Genomic DNA, 26,158 nt, shown 5'->3' on the forward strand with positions numbered 1-26,158 from the left:
CCAGCCCGTGGGAGGCCAGGGCGCCGCTGACCGGTGGACGGCACCGAGCCGTCTGATGGCTTGAAGAAGGGGGAGGCCTCGCGGCCTCCCCCTTTTTTGCGTTTTATAAAGAGCTGTAATACAAGAACTCGCCTTCTTTTAGCTTGTCTTACTGTTTGGCTGTATTTTGAGTCCTTCTTTTGTATTTGCGCGATAATAACTCCCATTGGCGTTAGGGAGGACTTGATGTTTACCGTTTTTGTCTTGGGCAATATTGCTTCGGGTAAGTCGACTGCCTGCCGCTATCTCGAATCTCATGGCGCCATGCTTATCGATCTGGACGAGCTTGCCAAATCGCTGTATGTGCCAGGCTCCGATATCGTCAATGCCCTCGCGGAAGAATTTGGCTGGGATATTTTGGATGAGGAGGGCGGCATTCGCCGCAGCATCCTCGCTTCTCGAGCTTTCGCTTCTCCTGATTCGGTCGCACGGCTCAATGGCCTTGTGCACCCCGTTCTCATTGAACAGCTTTCGCTTAGGATTCTCGATCCGGTTTGTTGTACGGTTTCGTCCCCCCGTTATCCCTTTGCGGTTGTCGAGGTTTCTGCCCCGACTGGTTTTGAGGATGCTTTTGGCCTGGCTGATGAAATTCTGGTTATCAGTGCTCCTTTGGCAGTTCGTCGCGAGCGTGCCATTCATCGTGGTATGGAGTCCTCTGATTTTGATGCTCGCTCTGCATGCCAACCTGATGAGGCTTCGCTTTGCAATCTCGCTACGACGGTAATCGATAATGCGGGAGGCGATAATTCGCTCTTTGAACAACTGGATGCATGGCTTGTGCGCCATGGCTTCGGGGATGTAACGGATAAGGAGGAGGCCGATGCCTAAGACACGTTTCTTTACGTGGTATCGCGTTGCGCCACTTGCCGTTGTGCTCGTCTTCGGCTTTATTTCGCTCGTCTACTCGTATGCTCCTGCCGCCTTCTTTAAGCCTTTGTATCCAATTGACTACGAGGCGTATGTAAAGCAATCGAGCATTTCGCACAATCTTGATCCATATCTGGTGTGTGCTGTCATAAAGTCGGAATCGAATTGGGATCCCGAGGCTGAGTCGAATCAAGGCGCTCGGGGATTGATGCAGCTGATGCCCGAGACTGCCCAGGATATGATTGCCAAGGGTCTTGTCGATGGTAGCGAGTATTCCGCCGACAACCTTAACGATCCCGCTACGAACATCGAGTTTGGCTGTGCGTATCTTTCGTATCTTCTAACGTATTTTAACGGGTCGACTGACAGCGCCATTGCCGCCTATAACGCCGGCATGGGCAATGTCGACGGATGGGCGCAGCAGAGCACGTCGCTTCATAATGCAATCACCTTTCCCGAGACGCAGGCGTATCTGATTCGTGTCAATAATGCCTGGGTTCGCTACAAGACCCTCTATCCCGATCGGTTCGTATAGGACTATGCCTGCCGCCTGCGTATACTGCAGATATATGAGTTAGGAGTATCCATGGCGGAATTTGAAGTTGAGCGTGTTGGAGGAGAGCTCAAACGTTTTGGCGTTGAGGGCTCTGAGGTGCCGTTTGAGGTCGTGTCTCCCTATGAGCCTGCAGGTTCTCAGCCTAAGGCCATTGAGTCGCTTGTGCAGGGTGTGAGGGACGGAGATCGCTATCAGGTTTTGCTGGGCGTGACTGGTTCGGGCAAGACCTTCACGATGGCTAAGACTATTGAGGCCCTGGGGAAGCCGACGCTGGTCATGGCTCCCAATAAAACGCTCGCCGCTCAGCTTGCGAGCGAGCTCAAAGAGTTCTTTCCCAACAACGCTGTGGTCTACTTTGTCTCGTACTACGACTACTATCAGCCCGAGGCGTATGTGCCGCAAAGCGATACATATATCGAGAAAGACTCCTCGATTAACGAAGAGGTCGAGATGCTGCGCCATCAGGCGACCGCGTCACTGCTCTCTCGACGCGATGTGATCGTTGTCGCATCGGTCTCGTGTATCTATGGCATTGGCTCTCCTGAGGACTATGCGGGTCTGGCTCCAAACGTCGACAAGAAGGTGCCGCTCGAGCGCGATGACTTTATCCATGCACTTATCGACATTCAATATGATCGCAATGACTATGACCTAGCGCGCGGCACGTTCCGCGTGCGCGGCGATGTTGTCGACGTGTATCCGCCTTATGCCGGGCATCCGTTGCGGTTTGAGTTCTTTGGCGACGAGGTTGAGCTTATTGCCGAGATCGATGAGGTTACCGGTGAGATGCTTCGTGAGTACGAGGCCATCCCCGTATGGCCGGCATCGCACTACGTGACCGAGAAGCCGAAGGTCAAGGCGGCTCTGAAATCAATCAGTGAAGAGTGCGAGAAGCGTGTGGCCGAGCTCAAGGCGACCGACAAGTTGCTCGAGGCACAGCGTCTGCAGCAGCGCACCGACTATGATCTCGAGATGCTCGAGACCATGGGTTTTTGTAACGGTATCGAGAACTACTCGCGTCATCTGGACGGTCGAAAACCGGGCGAGCCGCCGTTTACCCTGATCGATTACTTCCCTAAGGACATGCTCTGCATCATCGATGAGAGCCATGTGACGGTGCCGCAGATTCGCGGCATGCACGAAGGTGACCGCTCGCGTAAGGTGACGCTGGTGGAACACGGTTTTCGCCTTCCTTCGGCACTCGATAACCGCCCGCTTCGTTTCGATGAGTTTGAGGCAAGGATCCCCCAGTTCATCTACGTTTCGGCCACGCCGGGCGACTACGAGCTGCGGGTGAGCCAGAACGATGTTGAGCAGATTATTCGTCCGACCGGCCTGCTCGATCCCAAGATCGATGTGCGTCCGGTTCGCGGTCAGATTGACGATCTTGAGGACGAGATTCGCGAGCGCGTTGCCCGCAAGGAGCGCGTGCTGGTGACCACGTTGACCAAGCGCATGGCCGAGGACCTGACCGACCATCTGCTTGATGCGGGCATTAAGGTCAATTACATGCATTCTGATACGGCGACAATGGACCGTGTCGAGATCCTGCGAACGCTGCGCGAGGGCAAGATCGATGTTCTCGTTGGCATCAACCTGCTTCGCGAGGGCTTGGATCTTCCCGAGGTCTCACTGGTGGCAATTCTCGATGCCGATAAGGAAGGCTTCTTGCGCAACCGCCGTTCGCTGATTCAGACGATTGGCCGCGCGGCCCGTAACGCCGATGGCGAAGTCATCATGTATGCTGACGTTGTGACCGATTCGATGAAAGAGGCCATCGAGGAGACGCAGCGCCGTCGCGAGATTCAGATGGCATATAACGAAGAGCATGGCATTGTGCCCAAGACGGTGCGCAAGGCCATCAACGACATCTCAAGTTTTATTGCCGAGGCCGAAAAAACCGTGGGTTCCAAGGGACGCTCGAAGGGCGACTCTCTTGGCCATGGCGCATTCTATACGCCCGATGAGTCGGGCGAGGGTGGCGTGCCGGAAACGGTGGCGCCCGAGCAGACACTTGCGGAGCAGTTGGAAGAACTGCCGCATGACGAGCTCGTGCGGATCGTCGAAACCATGGAAGAGGATATGCGTAACGCTTCTGCCGCCATGGACTTTGAGGAGGCGGCGCGCCTGCGCGATGCCGTCGTTCAGATTCGGGCGATGCTCGAGGGTGCGTCTGAGGACGAGACGATCGAGCGCTTACGTTCGCAGGCTCGCAAGGGTTCCACGTTCGCATCGGGCAGAAAACGCCAGGGTGCACGGTTTAAGAAATAGCGAACATGCCCCGAGTTCCCTGCGGAGCTCGGGGCATGCGTCTTTTGCGCGCTGGAATTCGTGCGTTAGAGGTCTGCGATCAGGGCTTCGGCACAACGGATGCCGTCGGTGGCGGCGCTCATGATGCCGCCGGCATATCCAGCTCCCTCACCGCAAGGGTAGAGGCCCGGGGTCGACACGGCATGGCATGTTCGGTCTCGGGTGACGGTGACCGGTGAGCTCGAGCGAGTCTCCACGCCGGTAAGGACAGCATCGGAGCGGTCGTAGCCTCGTAGCTTTTTTCCAAGTAGGGGAAGTCCCAGGCGGAGCGACTCGACGATATGCTGCGGCAGGGCTTCGTCAATTGCCGTCCAGGTCACACCGAGCGGATAGGTGGGCTTTACCTTTCCGGGCGCCTTGCTGGCGCGTCCTGCGAGGAAATCTCCGACGAGCTGTGCCGGTGCGTTCCAGTTGGAACCGCCCAGGCGGTAGGCGGCCGCCTCGCAGGCGCGCTGGAGCTCGATGCCGGCGAGTGGGTCATCGTTGGGAAGGTCCTCAGGCGTGACGTTAACGAGCAGGGCGGCATTTGCGTTGCGTCCGTCGCGGGCATTGAGACTGGCGCCGTTGACGCACAAGTGGCCCTGCTCGGAAGAGGCGGCGACAACCTGCCCGCCGGGACACATGCAAAACGAGAACACGCTGCGGCCGTTGGGAAGATGGGCGACGAGCTTGTAGGGGGCTGCTCCGAGGGCAGGATGTCCCGCCGAGGCTCCGAATTGGGCTCGGTCGATGTCGCGCTGCGGATGCTCGATGCGAACGCCCATGGCAAAGGTCTTTTGTGCGAGGACCACGTTGTGGTCCTTAAGGAGCTCAAAAATATCGCGAGCAGAATGCCCGCAGGCGAGGATGAGGTGCTTTGTCTCGATTGGCTCGCAAGCGGTGTCTTGGGACGATTGGACATCAATACCGGTGATGGCGCCAGACGCGTCGATGCGAATGTCGACGAGCTTCGTTCGATAACGGACGACACCTCCGAGCTGCTCGATGCGCTGGGATATAGCGGTGACGACCGTGGGAAGGATGTCGGAGCCAATGTGCGGCTTGGCATCCCACAGAATATCGCGGGGCGCACCCGCCTCGACGAAGGTTTCGAGGATAAGGCGATGGGCGGGATTTTTGGTTCCCGTATTGAGCTTGCCGTCCGAGAAGGTCCCCGCGCCGCCCAGGCCAAACTGGATATTGCTCTCGGGGTCGAGGATGCGCTCCTTTAGAAAGAGGTCGATCGCCTGCGAGCGGCGAAATGCCGGGTCGCCGCGCTCGATGAGCAAGGGCTTAAGACCTGCTTCGGCGAGCGTAAGCGCAGCGAAAAGGCCGGCGCATCCGGCGCCGACAACGACAGGGCGTTCTTGAGGTACGTCGGAGGCGGAGGAGGGGAATGAAGGCTCATCGTCTTCTATCGCGCGTACGCGCGAGCGGTCACGCTCGGCAACGCTGTCGACCGCTTCTCGCTCGAGGTGGGGACTAGTCAGCTCAACACGAAAGCTCAGGATAAAATGGACGTCTCGTTTTTTGCGAGCGTCGATTGACTTGCGGTGGAGCTCGATGGACTTGATCTCGGAGTCCTTGCAACGTAGGACGCGCTTGGCGACTCGCTTGCCAACAATGAGACAGGCATTTTCATCGTCGGCTTCATCGAGCGACGCGTTGACTTGGGTGATTTCGATCATCGAGGTCTCCTTAGAGGCAAGAAAGAGGCCGTCCGGTATCCCAGACGGCCCGAATGCGTTTTTGATTATAGACTGCGCGGCTACAGGCTGCTTGCAGCGCGAATGCCCGAGATCCAGGCCCACGCAAGGTTAAAGCCTCCGCAATCGGCGTCGATGTCGAGCGCTTCACCGCAGACGTAAAGCGGGGCGTCGACAACGCTGCGCGCGCGTAGGCTGGGTGTTGAGATGCTCTCGACAGATACGCCACCACGCGTGACCTGCGCTGAGCGCTCCTCGGCTGTTCCCTTGACGAGCAACTTAAAGTGCTTGAGGATCGAGACCAGGTGGATGACATCGTTGGAGCCTGGATGGCACTGCTCGAACGCTGTGCAGACGACGCGGGAGAGTTGCGGGGCGAGCATGCCGTCGAGCCAACGGGGATCGCGGGGCGAAAAGCCGCCGAGCAGCTCAAGGCGCCGGTTGAGCGTATCGAGCAACTCGTCTTTGGAGAGGTCGGGGAAAACGTCGAGCAGGATCGTATCGCCGTGCTGGATACGACGAGAGAGGTTGAAGACAGCGACGCCCGAGATACCGAAGGTTCGAAACAGCACTTCACCGTCTTCGTGCCAGAGCTCATTATGATTGCGGGCGAGCGTCAAGCGGGCGCGGACGCGCAGGCCATCCAACGTCTTGAGCGCCGCCCGATCGCCAAAGACCGTTGCCGATACGGGGCAGAGGATGGGGCGCAGCGAAGTGAGGGGGAGGCGAAACGTATCGGCGATACCGGTGGGGTTGCCGCCCGTGGCGATAATTACGGCATGTGCCTGCAGGGCCACGTTCTTGCGAGGGACATCAGCGAGCGCTTTCCGAAGCGAGCGGAGCTCCGATTTTCGGTCGTCGTGCTTTTTTGCCTTGAGCGCCCGCGCTGGACGGTCTATTTGGAGTGCCCAGCCTTCGGAAGCTTTGTGCGCCGAGGCAACGTAGGCTCCGCAGATTAAGGTGATACCTAGGCGGTCGCAAACGTTGAGAAGCGCGTCGCGCACCGATTCGGCGCGAAGGGAGCGCGGGTACAGCCGGCCTTCCTCGGAGGTTGTCATGATACCCAGCGAGGAGAAGAAACCCATAAGCTCTTGTTCGGGCTGGGGGCCCATGACGGATGTGACGAATGCTGGGTGGTTATACCGCTGAGGATCGATCGATTCGTTGGAGAGGTTGCAGCGGCCGTTACCGGTCGCAAGGAGCTTAAGGCCGCAGGCGACATCGCGCTCAACGATGCAGACGCTTTTGCCAACGCGTGCGGCCGTAATGGCGGCGGCGAGGCCTGAAGCCCCGCCGCCGATTACCAGGACGTCATAGAAGGCGCTCGCGTTCACTTAGGCCTCGTCGGTCTCGTGCGGGGTAATAGCCTCGACGGCAGAGACTGCCTTGGGCAACATGCCATCGGGCAGCGCGGTCTCGACCTCGCCCTTATCGCAGGCCTCGGCGAGTGCCGGATTAATGGGAAGCTGCCCCAAGATGTCGAGGTTATAGCGCTCTGCGACCTCGGGGAGCTTGCTCTTGCCAAAGACCTCGATCTTCTTGCCGCAGTCGGGGCACTCAATATAGCTCATGTTCTCGACAATGCCCAGAATGGGGACGTTCATCTTCTCGGCCATGTTGACCGCCTTGGCGACGATCATCGAGACCAGATCCTGCGGGCTCGTGACGATGACGATGCCGTCGACGGGCAGCGACTGGAAGACGGTGAGCGCGACGTCGCCTGTTCCCGGAGGCATGTCGACCAGCAGGTAGTCGATGGGGCCCCACGAGGTCTCGCTCCAGAACTGCCTAATGGCGCCTGCGATGACCGGACCGCGCCAAAGGACGGGGTCGGTCTCGTTTTGGAGCAGCAGGTTGGAGCTCATGACCTTGACGCCGTGCTCGGAGATTTCGGGCAGCATAAGGTTGCCAAGGGCATGGACGTGGCGTCCACTCATACCGAACATCTTGGGGATAGAGGGACCGGTGATGTCGGCATCGAGGACGCCGACCTTGTGGCCGTGACGGGCAAGCTCGGTGGCGATGGCACCGGTGACAAATGACTTGCCGACACCGCCCTTGCCGGAAAGCACGGCGATGACGCGCTTGACCTCGGACAGCGTGTTCTCCTCAAATTGCGACGGCGACGTTTGTCCGCCGGCGGCCTGTGCGTGTTCGCAACCCATGTATGACTCCTTTGTATATGCTGGGGCCGGGGCCCCGCGATGTGACACGAGCGTCATTGTACCCTCGTTTGCGAGCGGGAGTCATTTGCGATGCGTTTGGGCCGAGCGTGCTTGCAATACGATGGGCCCAAGCGAATGGGCGGGCTTACTGAACTTTGCTGGCGAACTCGAGGTATTGCATGCGCTGCAGCTTGTCGATCGTCGAGGCGTAGGGGCTGTCTTCCGATTCCAAGTCGTAGCGCAGCCCGTCGGCACCGAGATAGCCGGCGACATTGATGGTGGGCACATCTGACCTTGTCGCAAGCAGGGCCTTTTGGTAATTGGTGAGCGGGGCGCCGATCTTATTAAGGGTAATGGCTGCAATCTCGTTTGCCCCGACGGTGTCGTAGACGTTGAGCTCGGTATTGCCGGCGATCTCATAGTTAGCCCAGACGAGATATGTCGACTGATAGATACGGAAAGCGTGGCTTGCCGTATCTTCCTGAGGGTACAGCCCGTCGTTGAGAGTCGTTGCGGCGCTCGGCTGATGGTCGCCAAAAAAGACAAGAACAACCGGTCTGCCGATGTTGCGGAGCTCGTTGATAAAGTACTCGAGGTCCCGGTCGGATGCGTTGATGCAGGTGAGATAGGTGTTGAGCGCGCTGTTGGCGCCTTCGCTGGCTCCCTCGACCCAATAGTTTGTCAGCTCTTCGGCGGGAACGGTGCCATCGTCGTAGCCGCCGTGATTTTGCATCGTGACGTCAAAGATGAACTGCGGCGCTTCGTCGGTTCTAAGCAGGTCGAGTATCTTGTCGTAGGTGGCGTAGTCGCATACGCCGGCATGGTAATAGGGCGCACCTTCGAAATCGCCGATTGAAAGAAAGTCTCCAAAGCCCAGCTGCTGATAGATTTTATCTCGATGGTAGTTGACGGGGTTTTGCGGGTGCATAGCGGTAGTGGTATACCCAAGCTCTTTAAGGTCCTTTGCCAGGCTGTTTACGCCATTCATCTGATACAGCTGATAGGGGATCTTGCCTAATCCGACAAAGGCCGTTGTCGCTCCGGTCAAAAATTCGAATTCGGAGTTCGCCGTTCCGCCACCGGCGACCGAAGCGAGCATGGTGCCGCGAACAAGTGTGTCGGGAAGCGAGTTGTAGAATGCGGGGCCGAAGTACCCGGCCGCCTGGAGCTGCTCAAAGCACGAAAGGTCGCTAAAACTCTCGTTCATGACGGCAACAATCGTCGGCTTGATTTCATTGAACTGGGCAACGGCCGCCGCGCGCTGTTCGCTCGAGCCATATGTGCTGTCGTAGACGGCGGCGAGCTCCTGCTCGATGCTCTGCGCCTCATCGGGCGTATAGTCTTCGGGCTTCTCAATGGGCAACTCGTTGACCATTTCGGTGAACGAAGTGATAAAACCCTGAGACGCATACGTGGTGATGGGCTGCCAACGGTCAAATCCAAAATCCAGCGCCTGCTCCAAGTCGATGTTGGAAAAGCCTGAGAGCCCCACAACGGTCACTAGCAGAAAAGCACAGAGGTTAGCGGCGATAGCGGGGAAGACATGGGTGGGCGTACGGAGCTTTCGCGGTCGGATGAGCGAAAGAAGCCCCAGGGAAATCTCCAGCAGGGCGAGAGAGGTTACGATTCCGGCGGTAAAGGTAAACTCGTATCCCTCGCTCACTTCCATTGCGGTGCCAAGGGCCAAGATATCGCTTGGCAGGATGGCTTCGCCTTTAAACGTTATGACGAAGTGCTCGGCAATGCCAAGGACGCAACAGACGACGGGCACGAGGACCATGACGCCTCCATGACGCTGTCCCAGCAAATAAAGGGAGAGCAGAACCGTCGCGAGCAACCCGACGGAAAACCCGAATGAGTTGGCGGGAATGCGATAGAACGTTTCGTTGCAGGCAATTTCGATTGAAACGAACGAGAGCGCTGAAACAGCGGCGATGACAAGGATGTCGCGGCAAATACAGGCAACCGTTCCCGTCGCAAGGTCGGTTTGGTCGATAAGTCCCGAAACCAAGGGCTCGACAAGAAGCATGACGGCGGCAGCACCGAGCGCCGAATAAGAAAGGACCCATAGGGAGCTGCCCTCATTTACGAGCGATTGATTCGTAATCCATGCAGCTACCACGCCGAGCGGGATGAGGAGCGTCGCGCACCAAAAGACGCGGGCAATGGGTGGCTTTTCGTTGCGTTTGATTGAAAAATACACGCGCACGACGACGGCGGCCACGATAAGGACGGCGATGAATATGGGCAGATTGGCCATGTCGCTCGAAGTGATTTCAAGGGGGATATCTTCGGTCATGGACGTTCCTCTGGTACAGCAAATTAAGTTCAGTATTAGATTACTGTAACCTTTCCACGGCATTTCGAGAAACAAAGCGCCCGATACGCAAAGCTAAAGGTCTGCGAATCTTGTATTACGAACATCTGTGCGCGTCGAGTGCGCTAAACTCATCGGCAGTATGATTCGATGCAATAGGAGGCAAGGAGCTTCCATGTCTGATTCCTCTATCGTTATTCGCGGCGCTCGTGAGCACAACCTCCGTGATATCGATGTTTCCATTCCGCGTGACCAACTCGTGGTCATTACCGGTCTTTCTGGCTCGGGCAAGAGTTCGCTGGCATTCGACACTATCTATGCCGAGGGCCAGCGTCGATACGTCGAGAGCCTTTCGAGTTATGCGCGCCAGTTCTTGGGCCAGATGGACAAACCCGACTTGGATTCAATCGACGGCCTTTCGCCGGCGGTGTCGATCGACCAAAAGACGACATCTAAAAACCCTCGCTCGACGGTTGGCACCGTAACCGAGATTTATGACTATCTGCGTCTGCTGTTCGCCCGTGTGGGCACCCCGCACTGTCCCGAATGCGGCCGCGTCATTGAGCGCCAGACGACCGACCAGGTCGCCGATAAGGTTCTGGCGGCGGGGGAGGGCCGCCGCGCGTTTGTGCTGGCACCGGTGGTGCGCGGGCGAAAAGGCGAGTACACCAAGCTGTTTGAGGACCTTCGCGCCGAGGGCTTTAGCCGCGTGCGTGTCGACGGCGAGGTTCGCTCGCTTGATGCCCCTATCGATTTGGATAAGAAATTCAAGCACGATATCGAGGTCGTGGTCGACCGCATCGTGATTCGCGAGAACTCGCTGGGCCGTATTGCCGAGTCCGTTGAACAGGCGACTGCGCTGGCGCACGGCAATGTGAACGTATACTTGCTGCCCGACCGCGACGCTCCCGAGGGGACCGAAGGCGAGTTGCTGGAGTATTCGCTGGCGTTAGCGTGCCCGGAGCATGGACACTCCATCGATGACCTGCAGCCGCGTGATTTCTCGTTCAACGCGCCCTATGGCGCGTGCCCCGAGTGCGATGGCCTGGGCTTTAAGAAGACGGTCGATGCCGAGGCCCTAATCGAAGACCCCTCGAAGTCGATCGCCGACGGGGTCTTTGGCAGCCTGTTTGGCAACTCTAACTACTATCCGCAGATTTTCGCTGCGGTCTGCAAACACTTTAAGGTGAGCGTCGATACGCCGTGGGAGGATCTGCCTCCGCGGGTGTGTCGTGCGTTTTTAGACGGCATGGGCGACCAGAAGATTTCGGTCGACTATCAAAAGCTCGATGGGCGCCGCAGCCAGTGGGACACCAAGTTCTCGGGTGTGCGCAATATCCTGTACGAGCGCTATACCGAGACGACGAATGAGAACACCAAGGCGCGCTTGGAGAAGTACATCCGCGAGGAGCCGTGCTCGAGCTGCCACGGCGCTCGTTTGCGCCCCGAGATGCTCGCCGTCACCGTGGGCGGCAAGTCCATTTACGAGGTTTGTTGTCTGTCGTGCCGTGAGTCGCTCGAGTTTTTTGAGGGCCTGGAACTCACCGAGCGCCAACAGTTTATCGGCGGACGCATCGTCAAGGAAATCCTGGAGCGCCTGCGTTTTCTGGTCGATGTCGGACTCGACTATCTGACCCTCGATCGTGCCTCGGCGACGCTTTCCGGAGGCGAGGCCCAGCGCATTCGCCTGGCAACGCAGATCGGCGCCGGCCTCATGGGTGTCCTGTACATTTTGGACGAGCCATCGATTGGCCTCCATCAGCGCGATAACGAGCGCCTGATCAAGACGCTTGAGCGCCTACGCGATATCGGCAATACCGTCATCGTCGTCGAGCATGATGAGGATACGATTCGTGCTGCCGACTATGTGATCGACATGGGCCCCGGCGCGGGCGTGAACGGCGGACACGTAGTCGCGGCGGGAACGCCTGCCGATATCATGGCGTGTCCCGAGTCGATGACGGGCGCTTATCTGACCGGCAAACGAATGATCCGGGTTCCCGATGAGCGCCGCAAGCCCGGTCGCGGCTGCCTTAAGATCACGGGCGCCCGCGCCAACAACCTCAAAAACGTTACCGCCAAGATCGAGTTTGGTACGCTTACGGTCGTTACCGGCGTGTCGGGATCGGGTAAGAGCTCCCTGGTTACCGACACTATCGCACCTGCCCTTACGAATGCCATTCACCGTTCGACGCGCCCTGTGGGTCCGTATAAGAAAATCGAGGGCATCGAGTGTATCGATAAGGTTATCGATATCGACCAGTCGCCGATTGGCCGCACGCCGCGTTCCAACCCTGCTACGTACATTGGCCTGTGGGATGATCTTCGCGCGCTGTTTGCGAGTACGCCGGAGTCGAAGGCGCGCGGCTACTCGCCGGGACGTTTCTCCTTTAACGTGAGCGGCGGTCGCTGCGAAGCATGCAAGGGCGACGGACAAATTAAGATCGAGATGCACTTCCTTCCCGATATCTATGTCCCCTGTGAGGTCTGCGGCGGCAAACGCTATAACCGCGAGACGCTTGAGGTCACCTACCGTGGTAAGACCATCTCGGACGTGCTCGACATGAGCGTCACCGAGGCACTGGCCTTCTTTGGGAATATCCCGCAGATTAAGCGCAAGCTCCAGACGCTGTACGATGTAGGCTTGGGCTACGTGAGCCTGGGCCAGCCCGCTACGACGCTCTCGGGCGGCGAGGCGCAGCGTGTGAAGCTCGCCAAGGAGCTTCATCGACGCCAGACGGGCAAGACGTTCTATATTTTGGATGAGCCGACGACCGGCCTTCATTTTGAGGACGTCCGCCAGCTGCTCGATGTGCTGCAGCGCTTGGTCGATGCGGGCAACACGGTGCTGGTGATTGAACACAACCTTGATGTCATCAAGGTTGCCGACCGCCTGATCGATATGGGCCCCGAGGGCGGTAACGGCGGCGGAACCGTCGTGGTTTCGGGCACACCGGAGCAGGTTGCGGACTGTCCGCAGAGTTATACGGGCAAGTTTTTGGCGCCGTTGCTCAGGCGTGACCGGGAGCGTCAGGCTCAACTTGATGCTCAATAAATAGGCGATTCAGTTTATGGGCGCCATCGACTCCTTGTGATTCGATGGCGCTTGCTGTGTCGAAGTGACGTATGCAGCCGAATTGGACATATACTTAATCCTTGCGTCCGAATGCGAGGGAAAGGATATGCCATGGCAAAGGCTGTAAAGACGCCAAAAACCAATGCGATGCGCGAGCTGGAAAGCGCCGGCATTTCCTATGTTCTACATACGTACGAAGACGATGGTGATGAGTCGGCGGGCCTGGGGGTCGCGATTTCGGAGCAGCTTGGCGAGGAGCCCGGACAAGGATTTAAGACCTTGGTCTGCGTGACGCCGTCCAACGACCACGTCGTGTGCTGCATCCCTGTTGCCGACGAGCTCGATCTAAAGTCCGCCGCGCGTGCCGCGGGGGAGAAGTCCTTGGCCATGATGCATGTGAAGGATTTGCTTGCGGCGACTGGCTACGTTCGCGGCGGCTGCAGTCCGGTCGGTATGAAAAAACGCTACCGGACGCTCATTGATGAGACATGTGTCCTTTGGGATACCATTTTTATTTCGGGAGGCAAGCGTGGTTATCAGCTTGAGCTTGCACCTGATGATTTAATTGCATTTTGCGGGGCGACGGTCGCCCCGATTACGAGAGAGGACTGAGCGATGCCGCAGGAAGAATTGAAGTGCGGAGCTCATTTTGCAAAAGAATCTGCGCCTCAGACACCCTCATCCGAAGCTTCTTCGTCGCGAGACGACACTGACGACATGGGCTCGTCGGACTACTCCACGGTTGGTCGTTCCGCCGGGCTTATGACCATCCTGACCATCGTGTCTCGCGTCACCGGTTTTATCCGCACGTGGGCAATGGCGGCCGCTATCGGCATGTCGCTGCTCTCGTCTTCCTATCAGGTCGCCAACAACCTGCCCAATATGCTCTACGAACTCGTGATGGGCGGCATGCTCGTGACGGCGTTTTTGCCCGTGTACATGGGCGTGAGGCGTGAGCAGGGTCGCGAGGCCTCTAACGAGTACGTGGGCAACCTGCTCGGTATTCTGCTATTGGTGCTGGGTGGCATTTCGTTGCTGGGGACCGTGTTCGCCCCGGGCTTTATCTGGACGCAATCGTTCCTTTCGGGTGACGGCGGCAGCATGGATACCGCTGCGTTCATGTTCCGTTTCTTTGCCATCCAGATTCTGTTTTATGGTTTGGGCTCGGTGTTTTCGGGCGTCCTCAACGCACACCGCGACTACTTCTGGTCGACGTTTGCCCCGGTCCTCAACAATGTGATCGTCATTGCGAGCTTTATGGGCTTTGCGCCCGTGTCCGCACAGTTTGGCGAACGTGCCGGCATCATCTTGATTGCGGCCGGTACGACCCTCGGTGTCTTTGTTCAGATGGCATGTCAGATCCCCGCGCTTGGCAAGCACGGCGTGCATCCCCATATCCATATCGACTTTAAGGACCCCGCACTGCGCCAGACGATTGCGCTCGGTATCCCGACGCTGCTCGCCACGGTGTGCATGTTTGTCTCGACTTCTATCACCAACGCTGCTGCGCTGGTGGTCCAGCCCGAGACTGGTCCTTCCGTCATCGCCTATGCGCGCCTGTGGTACACGCTGCCCTACGCGCTGATTGCCGCCTCGCTTTCGACGGCGCTCTATACCGAGCTCTCTCACGACGCACAGGAGAAGGATTACGACAGCGTCCGCACGGGCATTTCGCGTGGCGTCGCCCAGATGCTGTTCTTCCTGATTCCATTCGCGCTGTACCTGATTGTCTTCGCGCGTCCGCTCAACATGATCTACTGCGCTGGCAAGTTCGATGAGTCCGGTGTGGCGCTGGTGTCGGAGTTCCTTATCTACCTGGCACTTTCCCTGCCGCTCTACGGCGTGGTCGTGCTGATGCAGAAGAGCTTCTCTGCCTTGCTCGACATGAAGCCCTATAGCCGCTATTGTCTGTATTCCGCCATCGGCCAGGCCGGCTCGGTTCTGCTGTTTGGCGTTGTGCTGGGCTTCGGTATGCCGGCAATCGCGCTTTCGTATGTCGTCGACTACGTGATCTTGGTCGGTTGCTCGCTGTGGTGGCTGCGTCGTCGTCTGCGTGGTCTTCAGGTTAAATCTATCCTGCATGGCGGTTTCTTTGGCCTTTTGCTCGGTGGCCTGGGTGCTGCCGCAGGCGCCGGCGTCATGTGGGCGCTTGAGCACTTTGTCGGGGCACTTGGCGGCTCGATTCTGATTACTCTTGGCTACGTTTGCGTTGCGGGTGTCGTCTCGCTTGCTGTTACCTTTGGCCTTGCCGTCGTCCTTAAGATGCCCGAGGTCTCGGCGCTGATTCGTCGCAAGTAGGTGCGCGTGGCCGGTCACGACAACATTCCAACGCTTGCCGAGCAGGTTTCGCGCGTTCCCACGCAGCCCGGCTGCTACCTTTGGAAAGACGCCAAGGGCGATGTCATCTACGTGGGCAAGGCGAAAAACCTGCGCGCCCGTATGCGTCAGTACGTGACGCTGCAGGACGAGCGCCAGAAGATCCCGCTGATGATGCAGCTGGTGGCGAGCTTTGACTATATCGTGGTGGAGACCGAGCACGAGGCGTTGGTGCTCGAGCGCAATTTGATTGGTCAGTACCATCCGTACTTTAACGTCGACCTCAAGGATGACAAGAGCTACCCCTTTATCGCCATTACAAAGGGCGACCTGTATCCCGCTATCAAATACACGCGTGAGCGTCATAAGCCGGGAACGCGCTATTTTGGACCTTATACCGATAGCCGCGCGGCACGTGAGACGATAGATACGCTGCGCAAGGTTATCCCCATCTGCTCCGCATCCTGTGCGGAGTGGCGTCGTTGTCGCCGTATCGTCGAGTCCCACAAGGGCGAGGAAGACATCGTCAATATGATTTGCGCGCAAAACGGGCGCCCCTGCTTTGACTACCATGTCGGGCGCGGCCCGGGTGCGTGTGTCGGCGCGATTTCCCCGGCAGACTATGCCAAGAACGTCAAGCGTGTCGAGCGCTTTTTGTCGGGCCATCGCAAGGATGTCGTCGATGAGCTGACCTCCGAGATGACGGATGCCGCTGAGGCGCTCGACTTTGAGCGCGCGGCACGCGTCAAACGTCGTTTGGAGGTCATCAGGGGTCTGGACGATCGTCAGCAAGTCGTTTTTCCCTCCAGTGTCGATATCGATGTCATCGGTTTCTATCGCGAGGAGACCATCTCCGCCGCTTGCGTCTTCGTCGTTCGCGAGGGCCGAACAGTTCGCACCTGTGAGTTCATTCTCGACAAGGGTCTTGATGTTGACGAGGAAGAGCTCCAGTCGGGCTTTCTTAAGCGCTATTACGACGAGACGGCTGATATTCCAGCTGAGGTCAACCTTTCCGTCGAGCTTGAGGATGCGGAGGCGCTGGGGGAGTGGCTTGCGGGCAAGCGTGAGCGTTCCTGCCATCTCCATAGGCCGCAGCGTGGCGAAAAGCACCGTCTGCTCGATATGGCATCCAAAAATGCGCGCCATGCCCTCATGCGCTACATGATGCGAACGGGGTACGCTGACGACCGCACCAATCAAGCGCTCCTGGAGCTCGAAAGTGCGTTGGCGCTGCCATCGCCGCCGTTGCGTATCGAGTGCTTCGATATCTCTACACTGCATGGCACCTTTACGGTCGCCTCGATGGTGGTGTTTACCAACGGGCGCGCCGACAAGAGTCAGTATCGTCGTTTTAAAATTCAGGCCGAATTGGACGAGGCAAACGACTTCGTGTCGATGTCCGAGGTTTTGGGACGACGTTATGCTCCCGAGCGCATGGCCGACGAGCGCTTTGGCTCGCGCCCCGATTTGCTCGTTGTCGATGGCGGTAAGCCGCAATTGACCGCTGCGATCAAGCAACTTGAGGCTCTTGGGCTCGATATACCAGTTTGTGGCTTGGCAAAGGCCGATGAGGAGGTTTTCGTGCCTTGGGACGAGACTCCAGTCGTGCTGCCGACCGGGTCCGCGTCGCTCTATCTAATTAAACAGGTGCGCGATGAGTCCCACCGATTTGCTATCACGTTCCATCGTGAATTGCGCGACAAGGCCATGACAGTTTCGGTACTCGATGACGTTCCTGGCGTGGGGCCCACCAGAAAACGTGCCCTTATGCGCCATTTTGGCTCGATGAAGCGTTTGCGCGCGGCGAGCGAGCAAGAGATCGCGGAAGTTCGAGGCATTCCTGCCGATGTCGCCAAAGCGGTTCACGAGGCGCTCGTTGCATGGAATGCCGAGCGCGCCGAGATGGCGGCAAAGCAATCCGAAAACTAAACACGCCTCTAAACAACTGATATACATGATTGCGTGATTTTCAATCATGTATTTCACGGCGATTACCAGCCGATTTTGGGTTTTATTAACGCTAAAACGTTTGACTAGCCATGGTGAACAACCCTGCTATCCTGCGGGTTGACGAAGACTGATATCTCACCTCGTCGATACATACTGTCTGGCGAATCGTTTGTCAATGAATTCGGTGAACGGTAGTAAATACCGTTCAAGCGTATGTATGTATCGGTCGCCGAGCGCGGCACCTCAGTTGGGTTCGTCGGTAGGTAAGGTATATATCGTCCGCAAGTTGCGCGGGGGCGCGTCTAGGTGCTCCCGGGTAAGATTCTCTATTGATAGGAGAAGACATGGCCATCATCAACAAGGGTATGTCCAGGCGTTCGTTCCTCGGCCTCACCGGCAGCGTCGCTGCTGTTGCAGGGCTTGGTCTCACCGGCTGCGGTGGCAGCTCTAGCGACGAGGGTTCCGCTTCCGGTTCCACCGATTCCGCCAACCGTGGCGGCGGCGTGATCACCGCTGGTTCCGCTTACGCTCCGTCCAGCTTCGATCCCGCCAGCACCGGCTCCGCAGTGGGCCTGGGTGCCAACTGGCACGTCGTCGAGGGCCTCTACGGCATCGATTACCACGACTACAGCACCTTCAACGAGCTCGCCACCGACGATCCCAAGTCTGTGGACGACACCACTTTCGAGGTCACCATCCGCAAGGGCGCCAAGTTCTCCGATGGCACCGAGGTCACCGCTGACGATGTCGTTGCCTCCTACACCGCTTGCGCCGCTTCCGCTACCTATGCTCCGTTCTTCCAGCCCTTCGAGTCAATCGAGGCCAAGGACGCCAGCACCGTGACGGTCAAGACCAAGGTCCCCAACTTCTCCCTGCTCAAGGATCGTCTGGCCATCGTCCGCGTTACCCCGGCCACCCAGACCGAGGAGGATCGCGCCAAGCAGCCGATCGGCTCCGGCCCCTGGATGTACGACTCTATCTCCGATACCGAGATCACCCTGGTTCCCAACCCCGAGTACAACGGTGAGTATGCTGCCGAGGATAAGAAGATCCAGTACAGCATCCTGACCGACCCCACCGCTCGCGTTACCGCTCAGCAGGAGGGCTCCACGCTCGTTATGGAGCTCGTTACCGCTGACGCCGTCGACCAGCTCGAGAGCGCCGGCTGCAAGATCGATAACGTTCAGGGTTTCGGCACCCGCTTCATCATGTTCAACGTCGCCAAGGAGCCTTGGAACAACGTCAAGGTCCGTCAGGCTGTCATGTATGCGCTCGACACCGAGAAGATGGTCAGCAACACCTTCGCCGGCCTTGCCACCGCTGCCAGCTGCTACCTGCCCAAGAGCTTCACCAACTATCATGAGGCTTCCACGGTGTACAAGACCGACGCCAAGAAGGCTAAGAAGCTCATCGAGGAGTCTGGCATCACCCCGGGTGCCATCACCCTGCGCACCACCGACAACGAGCAGATTAAGGGCATGGCCGCCCAGGTCAAGAACGACCTCGACGCTCTCGGCTTCGATGTGACCATCCAGACCGATACCTCGCCGGCCACCTACGCTGCCATCGACGGCGGCGAGGCCTACGATATCCTCCTTGCCCCTGGCGATCCTTCCTGCTTCGGCGCCGACCCCGACCTGCTGCTCAACTGGTGGTACGGCGACAACGTCTGGATGCAGACCCGTTGCCCGTGGAAGGAGTCCGCTGAGTGGCAGAAGCTCCACAGTCTCATGGACGAGGCTCTTGCCGCCGAGGGCGACGAGCAGCAGAAGAAGTGGAACGAGTGCTTCGACATCATTGCCGACAACGCCGTTCTGTACCCCGTTGTCCACGTCAAGACCGTCTCCGCTTCCTGGGACGATCCGTCCACTGCGCCCAACGGCGAGGCCCTCGATGGCTTCAAGGGCATCGGCACGACGAGCATGTCCTTCAGGGGCGTTGCGACCGTCAAGGCGTAAGACTCGCTTGAGTCTGTATGCAGGATGTCGGTCGTTGGGACCGTATCCTCATAGTTGAAACAAAGACCCGGGCGACCTCGATGTCGCTCGGGTCTTGTAATGAGTATCCGTACTCATATACCAGTTGGTCCTACCGACAAAAGAAAGGGGAGAGAACGTGAACAACTTGCTACGTTTGATTGGAAGGCGTCTTGTGGCGCTGCCGATCATGGCATTGGGCGTCACCGTCCTGGTGTTCTTCCTTATGTCGTTCTCCAAGACCGACCCCGCCTACACGGCGTTGGGTGACGGTGCCTCGCCCGAGGCGGTTGCCGAGTACCATGAGAAGTATGGTCTGGACGACCCCTGGCCCGTGCGCTACGTGCGCTATATGGGCGATTTGATCCATGGCGACATGGGCACCTATGGTGCTGCTCGCAACTCCGTTGCCAAGCGCATCTCCACGGCCCTGCCCGTCACGATGCAGCTGACCTTCATCGGCCTTGCCATCGGTGCGGTCGTTTCGTTTTTGCTCGGCGTCATCGCGGCACTGTATCGCGACAAATGGCCGGACCAAGTGATCCGCGTCTTTTCCATCGCCGGCTTGGCAACCCCGTCGTTCTGGCTTGCCGTTCTGTTGATCCTGCTGTTCTCTTCCTACCTTAAGGTGCTCCCGGCATCGGGTGCTCTGCCTCACTTCACCACGAATCCGGCTGGTTATCTGGGCCGCATGATTATGCCCGCCATCGCCTTGGCATTTCCGCTGACGGGCCAGATGACTCGTATCGTGCGTACCGCCATGGTCGAGGAGCTCGACAAGGACTATGTCCGTATGGCTCGCGGTGCCGGCGTTCCCGAGAAGGTCGTCGTCGGTATCAACGTTCTTCGCAATGCGCTGATCACCCCGGTCACCACCCTCGGTCTTAAGATCGGTTACCTCATGGGCGGCGCCGTCGTCATCGAGGTTATCTTCAACCTCCCCGGCATGGGCACCGCGATTCTGCAGGGCGTTCAGGGCAACGAGGCGAACCTGGTTCAGGGCGTCGTTATCGTCGTTGCTCTTGCCTTCATCATCATCAACATCGTGGTTGACATGCTCTACCTGCTCATCAACCCGCGCATCAGGACGGTGTAGATTATGGTAAAGATTCGAGAGAAGCAAACCGAGCAGCTCGAGAAGGCTGCCTCCAAGGGGCTCAAGCTCGGTGGCTGGAAGAAGATGACGCTGTCTTCTAAGATTGCCGCCGTCGTGCTGGTGCTGGTCGCCCTGACTGCGATTCTGGCGCCCCTTCTTGCCCCCTATAGCCCGGTCGAGATCTTTACGGCTCGCCAGGCTCCCGGCAACGGATTTATCTTCGGTACCGACGATAAGGGTCGCGATATTCTGTCGCGTATGCTCTACGGTGGTCGTTACTCGCTGATTATCGGCTTTGGCGCCACTGCCATGGCTCTGGTCTGCGGCTCGGTCGTGGGCGCCCTTGCAGCGGTTTCGCGCAAGGCCGTCTCCGAGACGATCATGCGTATCTTGGACATCATCATGTCCATCCCGGGCATCGCCCTCGCGGCCGTCTTCGTCTCCATCCTGGGCAACTCCGTGCCGTCGATCATCTTCGCCATCGGCTTTATGTACACTCCGCAGATTGCCCGTATCGTGCGCGCCAATATCGTGTCCGAGTACGGCGAGGACTATGTCCGCGCGGTCATCGTTTCCGGCGCCAAGGCTCCGTGGATTTTGATCAAGCATGTTCTGCGTAACTGCATCGCCCCGATCATGGTCTTCACCGTTACCCTGGTCGCCGACGCCATCATCTTCGAGGCTTCGCTGACCTTCATCGGCGCTGGTATCCAGGAGCCCACCGCTACCTGGGGCAACATCCTAGCCGACGCCCGCGGCGGCGTGCTCGCCGGCCGTTGGTGGCAGGCGCTGTTCCCGGGCCTGGCCATCATGATCACCTGCCTGGCGCTCAACATCCTCTCCGAGGGCATTACCGACGCCATGGCCGCTGCTCCTTCCGCCGCCCTGGATCCGACCGATTCCTCCAAGCGCCGCGAGGCCGACCTGCTGGTCTCCGACCCCGTTCGCGCCTACAAGGAGCAGGCCCAGTCCCTCTCCGCTCGCCTTGGAGCCCTGCGCGATGTCGAGCTCAAGCGTGACGATCGCCATGTGCCCGACGAGTCTGTCGAACCGATCCTTTCGGTCCGTGACTTCTGCATCCAGTTTGAGCACCACGGCGATATCAACGTCGTCGACCATGTCAACTTTGACGTCCGTCCTGGCCAGACTATGGGCCTGGTGGGCGAGTCCGGTTGCGGTAAGTCCATCACCACGCTGGCCATCATGGGTCTGACCGACGATGACGAACATCTTTCCGGCGAGGTCCTCTGGGAGGGCCGTGACCTGCTCAAGATGAGCAAGAAGGAGTGGTTCGGCCTGCGCGGTACCGATATCGCCATGGTCTATCAGGACGCCCTGTCCTCGCTCAACCCCTCCATGCTCATCTCTGCCCAGATGAAGCAGCTCACCAAGCGCGGCGGCACCCGCAGCGCCGAGGAACTCCTGGAGCTCGTGGGCCTCGACCCCAAGCGTACGCTCGAGAGCTACCCGCATGAGCTTTCCGGTGGCCAGCGTCAGCGTGTTCTGATCGCTATGGCCCTTACCCGCGACCCCAAGCTGGTCATCTGCGACGAGCCCACGACCGCCCTGGACGTTACCGTCCAGAAGCAGGTCATCAAGCTGCTCAACGACCTTCAGGCCAAGCTCGGCTTTGCCATGATCTTCGTCTCGCATGACCTGGCGCTGGTCGCCGAGGTCGCCCATAACATCACGGTGATGTACGCCGGTCAGGTTATCGAGCAGGCGCCCACCAAGGAGCTGCTCACCAACCCGATCCACGAGTACACCCGCGGTCTTCTGGGTTCCGTCCTGTCCATCGAGAGCGGTTCGGGCCGCCTGCACCAGGTGCCCGGCGCCGTTCCGAGCCCGCGCGATTTCCCCAAGGGCGATCGCTTCGCGCCCCGCTCGAGCCACCCGCGTATTGGCCTGGACACCCGTCCGGTCTTCAAGCGCGTGCCCGGCACCGAGCACTTCTATTCCGAGCTCCCCGACGAGGTGCTCAAGGCAAATGGTTTGACCCCTCACGCGGAGGTGATGTAGATGAGCGAGACCGCAGTCAACGGCGTCGAGCCGATCATCTTCCTTGATGACGTCCACGTCACCTTTAGGACTCGTACCGGCTCGATTCTGCACCCTAACCTGGTTCACGCCGTCCAGGGTGTAACGATTAAGCTCATGCCCGGTCAGACGATCGGCATCGTCGGCGAGTCCGGTTGCGGTAAGTCCACCACCGCCAACGTCATGTGCGGCCTGCAGGCCCCCACGAGCGGCAAGGTCTACTTTAAGGGCAAGGACGTTACCAAGCGTACCGCCGAGGACCGTCGTCACATGGGCCGCGTCATCTCGGTCGTGTTCCAGAATCCGGCTACGGCGCTCAACCCCCGCATGGTCGTTCGCGAGCAGCTGCTCGACCCCATGCGCGTTCACAACCTGGGTACCGAGGCCGAGCAGGAGAAGCGCGTCAAGGAGCTCTTGGAGCTCACCGGTCTGCCCAGTTCCGCCGCCGAGGTTCTTCCCGGCCAGCTTTCGGGCGGCCAGCGCCAGCGCGTCGCAATTGCCCGTGCCCTGTCGCTGAACCCCGATGCCATCATCGCCGACGAGCCCACCTCGGCTCTGGACGTTTCGGTCCGCGCGCAGATTCTGAACCTGCTGACCGACCTTAAGAAGGAGCTCGGCCTGGCCATGGTGTTCATCAGCCATGACATCCAGACCGTCCGCTATATCTCTGACGACATTATCGTTATGAATGGCGGCAAGATCGTCGAGCAGGGCGAGGCCAAGCAGGTCTTCCAGCACCCCCAGGACCCCTACACCAAGATGCTGCTCGGCGCTGCGCCGTCGCTGCTGCATCCCAAGCTCGGCGAGTAGCCTCGCTTTCCCTCCCGTGCGCCCGGTTCCCTTGCCGGGCGCACCTCCGTTGCGATTTCGAAAGGTTGGGTTCACGAGCCATGCCAAGTGCTCAGGAGCTACAACAGCAATTTGGTGGGTATCGGGGCGCCATGCCCCGTCCATCAGATTTCGATCTCTTTTGGAAGGACCGCATGGCCGAGGCCGACGCCGTCGGACTTGACTATGCGATCGAGACGGCATCGGTCACCGATGCCGTGACCTGCCAGCTTTTCGACCTCTGGTATACCGGCATGTGTGGCGCTCGCCTGCATGCCAAGTACCTTAAACCCGTCTCGGACGAGCCCGTGCCATTGGTACTTCAGTTCCATGGGTATCCGGGTGCAAGCCGCAGCTGGTTTGAGCAGGCGTCGTTTGCGGGCATGGGCATGGCACTCATCGCCCTCGACTGCCCCGGCCAAGGAGGTCCCTCCGAGGACATTGGTGGATTTGAGGGCACAACGGTCGCGGGCCATATCGTCGCCGGTATCGACGGCGATCCGGCCAACCTCTACTATGTCCGCTTGCACCAAGATATTCGCATCCTGTGCCGCATCGTTCGCGAGCTCGAGGGTATCGATCTTGCCCGTGTGTTTGTGAACGGCGCGTCGCAGGGCGGCGGTTTGGGCATTGCGACCTGTGCACTTAACAGCGAGCTTATCAATCGCGCCGCCATCCTCTATCCCTTCCTGTCGGATTTCCGCCTGGTCTGGGATTTGGATGCCGACGACATTGCCTACGAGGGCCTGCGCTATTGGTCTCGCTGGTTTGACGAGGACTCGACTCGTATCGACGAAGCCTATGCCAAGCTGGCGTACTTCGATTCCAAGAACTTTGCCCCTATGGTCAAATGCCCCGTTCTGTTTGGCACCGGCACAGCCGATACCGTCTGTCCGCCAGCGACGCAGTTTGCGGTCTATAACAACCTGACCTGTGAAAAGCGTCATGAGTTCTTTGAAGGCTTTGGCCACGAGGAGATTCAGGATTTTGACGATCTGATCATTCCGTTTTTCTGCAAGGGAGGGGAGGCTCATGTCTAAGTGCGAGAGCAATGTCAATGAGCTGATTGTCTCCGACCTTGTGGGGATTCCCGGAACGGTCTCGTCAAGGCTCGCTGATTTCCGGGATTGGCGCGGTGATGCTTCTGCGGATGTTTCCGAATTAGAGATAGCCGCTTCGGACCTTGAGGTTTGCGGGCCGAGTATTACGGCGATCGATTTCGCCAATCCGTATGCCCGCTACTCCGAGGTTTCCTTTGAGCTTAGTGGCGATGTGGTCCACGCGCGTTTGATCGAGCCTGCCGGTCGCGCCCGAGCATCCGAGCTTGTGCCGCTATGTCTGATGTTTCACGACATCGACCGACCCGTGCGGGGATGGCATCACATGACGAGGTTTGCGGCCATGGGATATGCCGTGCTTGCGCTGGACGATGAGGCGATTGGATCCAGCGAGCTGCAGCAGGGGATTGCCTCTCCTGCTTTTGTCAAGCGCGTCCGTTGGGGTTGCGCGATGGCGAAGGTGGCGCGCAATCTTGATGGCGTGGACCCCGACCGCATCTTTGCATGGGGCGAGGGCCTTGGCGGCGGAGTCGCGCTGGCGGTTTCTGCTCTGGACGAGCGGGGCCTCGCCTGCACGGCGGTTGCCAATCCAATTCCCGGTGGCCTCGAGGCGTTGTCGTCTCGGGTGCGTGGATCGGTGCTCATGGGCACATCGCTCATGGATGTCGTGAGCGATCCCAAGGGCCAGTTTGCCGTATTCAACGGTCTTGAGTGTGACCGGAGGCATGTCATCTATGCCAAATACGCTCATGAGCGCATCAATGCGTTCGAAAACGAAGTCATCGACTTTTTTAACCAAACGTTCTACCCGTGTTCTTTGGCCTAGACGGCCTGGACACTGCCAACAAGAGTGGGTGGCATAGGGCCGCCCGCCAGACAACTAAGGAGATTCTTGTGGCAACTCAGAAATTCACCGGCGTTATCCCTCCCGTCGTTGTTCCCGATACCGAAGATCACCAGCTCGATGTTGTCTCCTTTGAGCGCAGCATCAACCGCATGATCGATGCCGGCGTTGATGGCCTGTTCTTCCTGGGATCCTCGGGCGAGGTCGTCTTCTCCACCGACGAGCGCCGTCGCCAGATTATCGCCGAGGCCGTGCGCATCGTCGATCACCGCGTGCCTGTTCTGGTCGGCATCATCGATACCGAGACCGAGCGCATGATCGAGCACGGTAAGGTCGCTCAGGAGCTGGGCGCCGATGCGCTTGTCGCCACCTGCCCGTTCTATGCCCTGCAGGGCATGACCGAGGTCGAGGAGCACTTCCGCATCCTGCACGAGGAGCTCGACCTGCCCATCTTTGCCTATGACATTCCCGTCTGCGTTCACACCAAGCTCCCCTGGAAGCTCCTTGCCAAGCTCGGCGCCGAGGGCGTCCTTGCTGGCGTCAAGGATTCCTCGGGTGATGACATCTCGTTCCGCTACCTCGTTCAGGAGAACGAGAAGAACGGCCATCCGATGAGTATCCTCACCGGTCACGAGGTTGTCGTCGACGGCGCTTACCTCGGTGGCGCCGACGGTTCTGTCCCGGGCCTTGCCAACGTTGAGCCCGAGGGCTACGTGCGCCAGTGGAAGGCCGCTCAGGCCGGTGACTGGGCTACCGTCAAGGCCGAGCAGGATCGCCTCAACGAGATCTCCCACATCTGGGATGTCACCTCGGGCGTCCAGGGCTATGCCGGTGGCGTCGGCGCCTTCAAGACCGCTATGAACCTCATGGGCATCTTCGACAGCCCGACCATGCCGCGCCCGGTGAAGGCCATGACCGGCGAGAACGTCGAGGCGATTAGGAAGGTCCTTCAGGACAACGGTCTCCTGTAAAGCTTCCCAGGCACCCGACCTCGCCGTTCAACCGTGTGGCCATGACCCATTAGGTCAATGGCCACAC

Annotated in this window: 19 protein-coding genes; 14 read left to right on the forward strand and 5 right to left on the reverse strand. The window is 58.9% G+C overall.

Annotation, left to right across the window (positions count from 1 at the left end; all coding sequences use genetic code 11):
* Nucleotides 1–206: hypothetical protein (locus tag DXD77_RS10530; RefSeq protein ID WP_233506689.1), on the reverse strand; the 206-nt coding region annotated here is incomplete at its 3' end.
* Nucleotides 207–225: 19 nt separating this feature from the next.
* Here DXD77_RS10530 and coaE point away from each other — a divergent pair.
* From coaE to uvrB, 3 genes are read left to right on the forward strand one after another with little or no spacing between them, the layout of a single operon-like run.
* A complete protein-coding gene (gene coaE / locus DXD77_RS01620; protein ID WP_117564883.1) occupies nucleotides 226–867 on the forward strand; it encodes a dephospho-CoA kinase in 642 nt (213 codons plus the stop codon).
* A complete protein-coding gene (locus DXD77_RS01625; protein ID WP_089573603.1) occupies nucleotides 860–1,441 on the forward strand; it encodes a lytic transglycosylase domain-containing protein in 582 nt (193 codons plus the stop codon). The genes coaE and DXD77_RS01625 overlap by 8 nt, the downstream gene beginning before the upstream one ends.
* A gap of 51 nt (nucleotides 1,442–1,492) precedes the next feature.
* Nucleotides 1,493–3,733, forward strand: a complete 2,241-nt coding sequence (gene uvrB, locus DXD77_RS01630; RefSeq protein WP_117647491.1) for an excinuclease ABC subunit UvrB — start codon at nucleotides 1,493–1,495, stop codon at nucleotides 3,731–3,733.
* A 65-nt stretch (nucleotides 3,734–3,798) separates the two neighbouring features.
* Here the strand turns inward: uvrB and DXD77_RS01635 are convergent, their stop codons facing one another.
* From DXD77_RS01635 to DXD77_RS01650, 4 genes are all read right to left on the reverse strand, one after another.
* A complete protein-coding gene (locus DXD77_RS01635) occupies nucleotides 3,799–5,439 on the reverse strand; it encodes an NAD(P)/FAD-dependent oxidoreductase (protein ID WP_117564882.1) in 1,641 nt (546 codons plus the stop codon).
* 80 nt (nucleotides 5,440–5,519) lie between these two features.
* Nucleotides 5,520–6,791, reverse strand: coding sequence for an NAD(P)/FAD-dependent oxidoreductase (locus DXD77_RS01640; protein ID WP_117647493.1), 1,272 nt, complete (start codon nucleotides 6,789–6,791; stop codon nucleotides 5,520–5,522).
* Complete coding sequence (locus DXD77_RS01645) at nucleotides 6,792–7,622, reverse strand: Mrp/NBP35 family ATP-binding protein (protein WP_022094864.1); 831 nt, start codon at nucleotides 7,620–7,622, stop codon at nucleotides 6,792–6,794.
* A 145-nt stretch (nucleotides 7,623–7,767) separates the two neighbouring features.
* Nucleotides 7,768–9,921, reverse strand: a complete 2,154-nt coding sequence (locus DXD77_RS01650) for an LTA synthase family protein (protein WP_158548973.1) — start codon at nucleotides 9,919–9,921, stop codon at nucleotides 7,768–7,770.
* A 193-nt stretch (nucleotides 9,922–10,114) separates the two neighbouring features.
* Here DXD77_RS01650 and uvrA point away from each other — a divergent pair, with 193 nt between their 5' ends.
* From uvrA to DXD77_RS01705, 11 genes are all read left to right on the forward strand, one after another.
* Nucleotides 10,115–12,994 carry an excinuclease ABC subunit UvrA gene (gene uvrA, locus DXD77_RS01655; protein WP_117645696.1) on the forward strand — a complete coding sequence of 960 codons (2,880 nt, stop codon included), beginning with the start codon at nucleotides 10,115–10,117 and terminating at the stop codon, nucleotides 12,992–12,994.
* 132 nt (nucleotides 12,995–13,126) lie between these two features.
* Nucleotides 13,127–13,627, forward strand: a complete 501-nt coding sequence (gene ybaK, locus DXD77_RS01660; protein WP_089573609.1) for a Cys-tRNA(Pro) deacylase — start codon at nucleotides 13,127–13,129, stop codon at nucleotides 13,625–13,627.
* Between the two features lie 105 nt (nucleotides 13,628–13,732).
* Nucleotides 13,733–15,313, forward strand: a complete 1,581-nt coding sequence (murJ, locus tag DXD77_RS01665; RefSeq protein WP_117564878.1) for a murein biosynthesis integral membrane protein MurJ — start codon at nucleotides 13,733–13,735, stop codon at nucleotides 15,311–15,313.
* 6 nt (nucleotides 15,314–15,319) lie between these two features.
* Nucleotides 15,320–17,260, forward strand: coding sequence for an excinuclease ABC subunit UvrC (gene uvrC, locus DXD77_RS01670; protein ID WP_233506690.1), 1,941 nt, complete (start codon nucleotides 15,320–15,322; stop codon nucleotides 17,258–17,260).
* A 365-nt stretch (nucleotides 17,261–17,625) separates the two neighbouring features.
* Nucleotides 17,626–19,239 (forward strand): ABC transporter substrate-binding protein, encoded by a 1,614-nt coding sequence (locus DXD77_RS01675; RefSeq protein ID WP_117647497.1) that lies wholly within the window; start codon nucleotides 17,626–17,628, stop codon nucleotides 19,237–19,239.
* 157 nt (nucleotides 19,240–19,396) lie between these two features.
* Complete coding sequence (locus DXD77_RS01680; RefSeq protein WP_055251823.1) at nucleotides 19,397–20,353, forward strand: ABC transporter permease; 957 nt, start codon at nucleotides 19,397–19,399, stop codon at nucleotides 20,351–20,353.
* A gap of 3 nt (nucleotides 20,354–20,356) precedes the next feature.
* A complete protein-coding gene (locus DXD77_RS01685; protein WP_035138893.1) occupies nucleotides 20,357–22,372 on the forward strand; it encodes a dipeptide/oligopeptide/nickel ABC transporter permease/ATP-binding protein in 2,016 nt (671 codons plus the stop codon).
* Nucleotides 22,373–23,200 carry an ABC transporter ATP-binding protein gene (locus DXD77_RS01690; protein WP_006236159.1) on the forward strand — a complete coding sequence of 276 codons (828 nt, stop codon included), beginning with the start codon at nucleotides 22,373–22,375 and terminating at the stop codon, nucleotides 23,198–23,200.
* A gap of 80 nt (nucleotides 23,201–23,280) precedes the next feature.
* The gene (locus tag DXD77_RS01695) at nucleotides 23,281–24,258 is read left to right on the forward strand and encodes an acetylxylan esterase (protein WP_117647499.1); all 978 of its coding nucleotides are present in this window, start codon (nucleotides 23,281–23,283) and stop codon (nucleotides 24,256–24,258) included.
* A complete protein-coding gene (locus DXD77_RS01700; protein ID WP_117647501.1) occupies nucleotides 24,251–25,102 on the forward strand; it encodes an acetylxylan esterase in 852 nt (283 codons plus the stop codon). The genes DXD77_RS01695 and DXD77_RS01700 overlap by 8 nt, the downstream gene beginning before the upstream one ends.
* 68 nt (nucleotides 25,103–25,170) lie before the next feature.
* The gene (locus DXD77_RS01705; protein WP_117647503.1) at nucleotides 25,171–26,091 is read left to right on the forward strand and encodes a dihydrodipicolinate synthase family protein; all 921 of its coding nucleotides are present in this window, start codon (nucleotides 25,171–25,173) and stop codon (nucleotides 26,089–26,091) included.
* Nucleotides 26,092–26,158: the final 67 nt, after the last annotated feature.

This window comes from Collinsella sp. TM09-10AT (assembly GCF_003436275.1).
Lineage (GTDB): Bacteria > Actinomycetota > Coriobacteriia > Coriobacteriales > Coriobacteriaceae > Collinsella.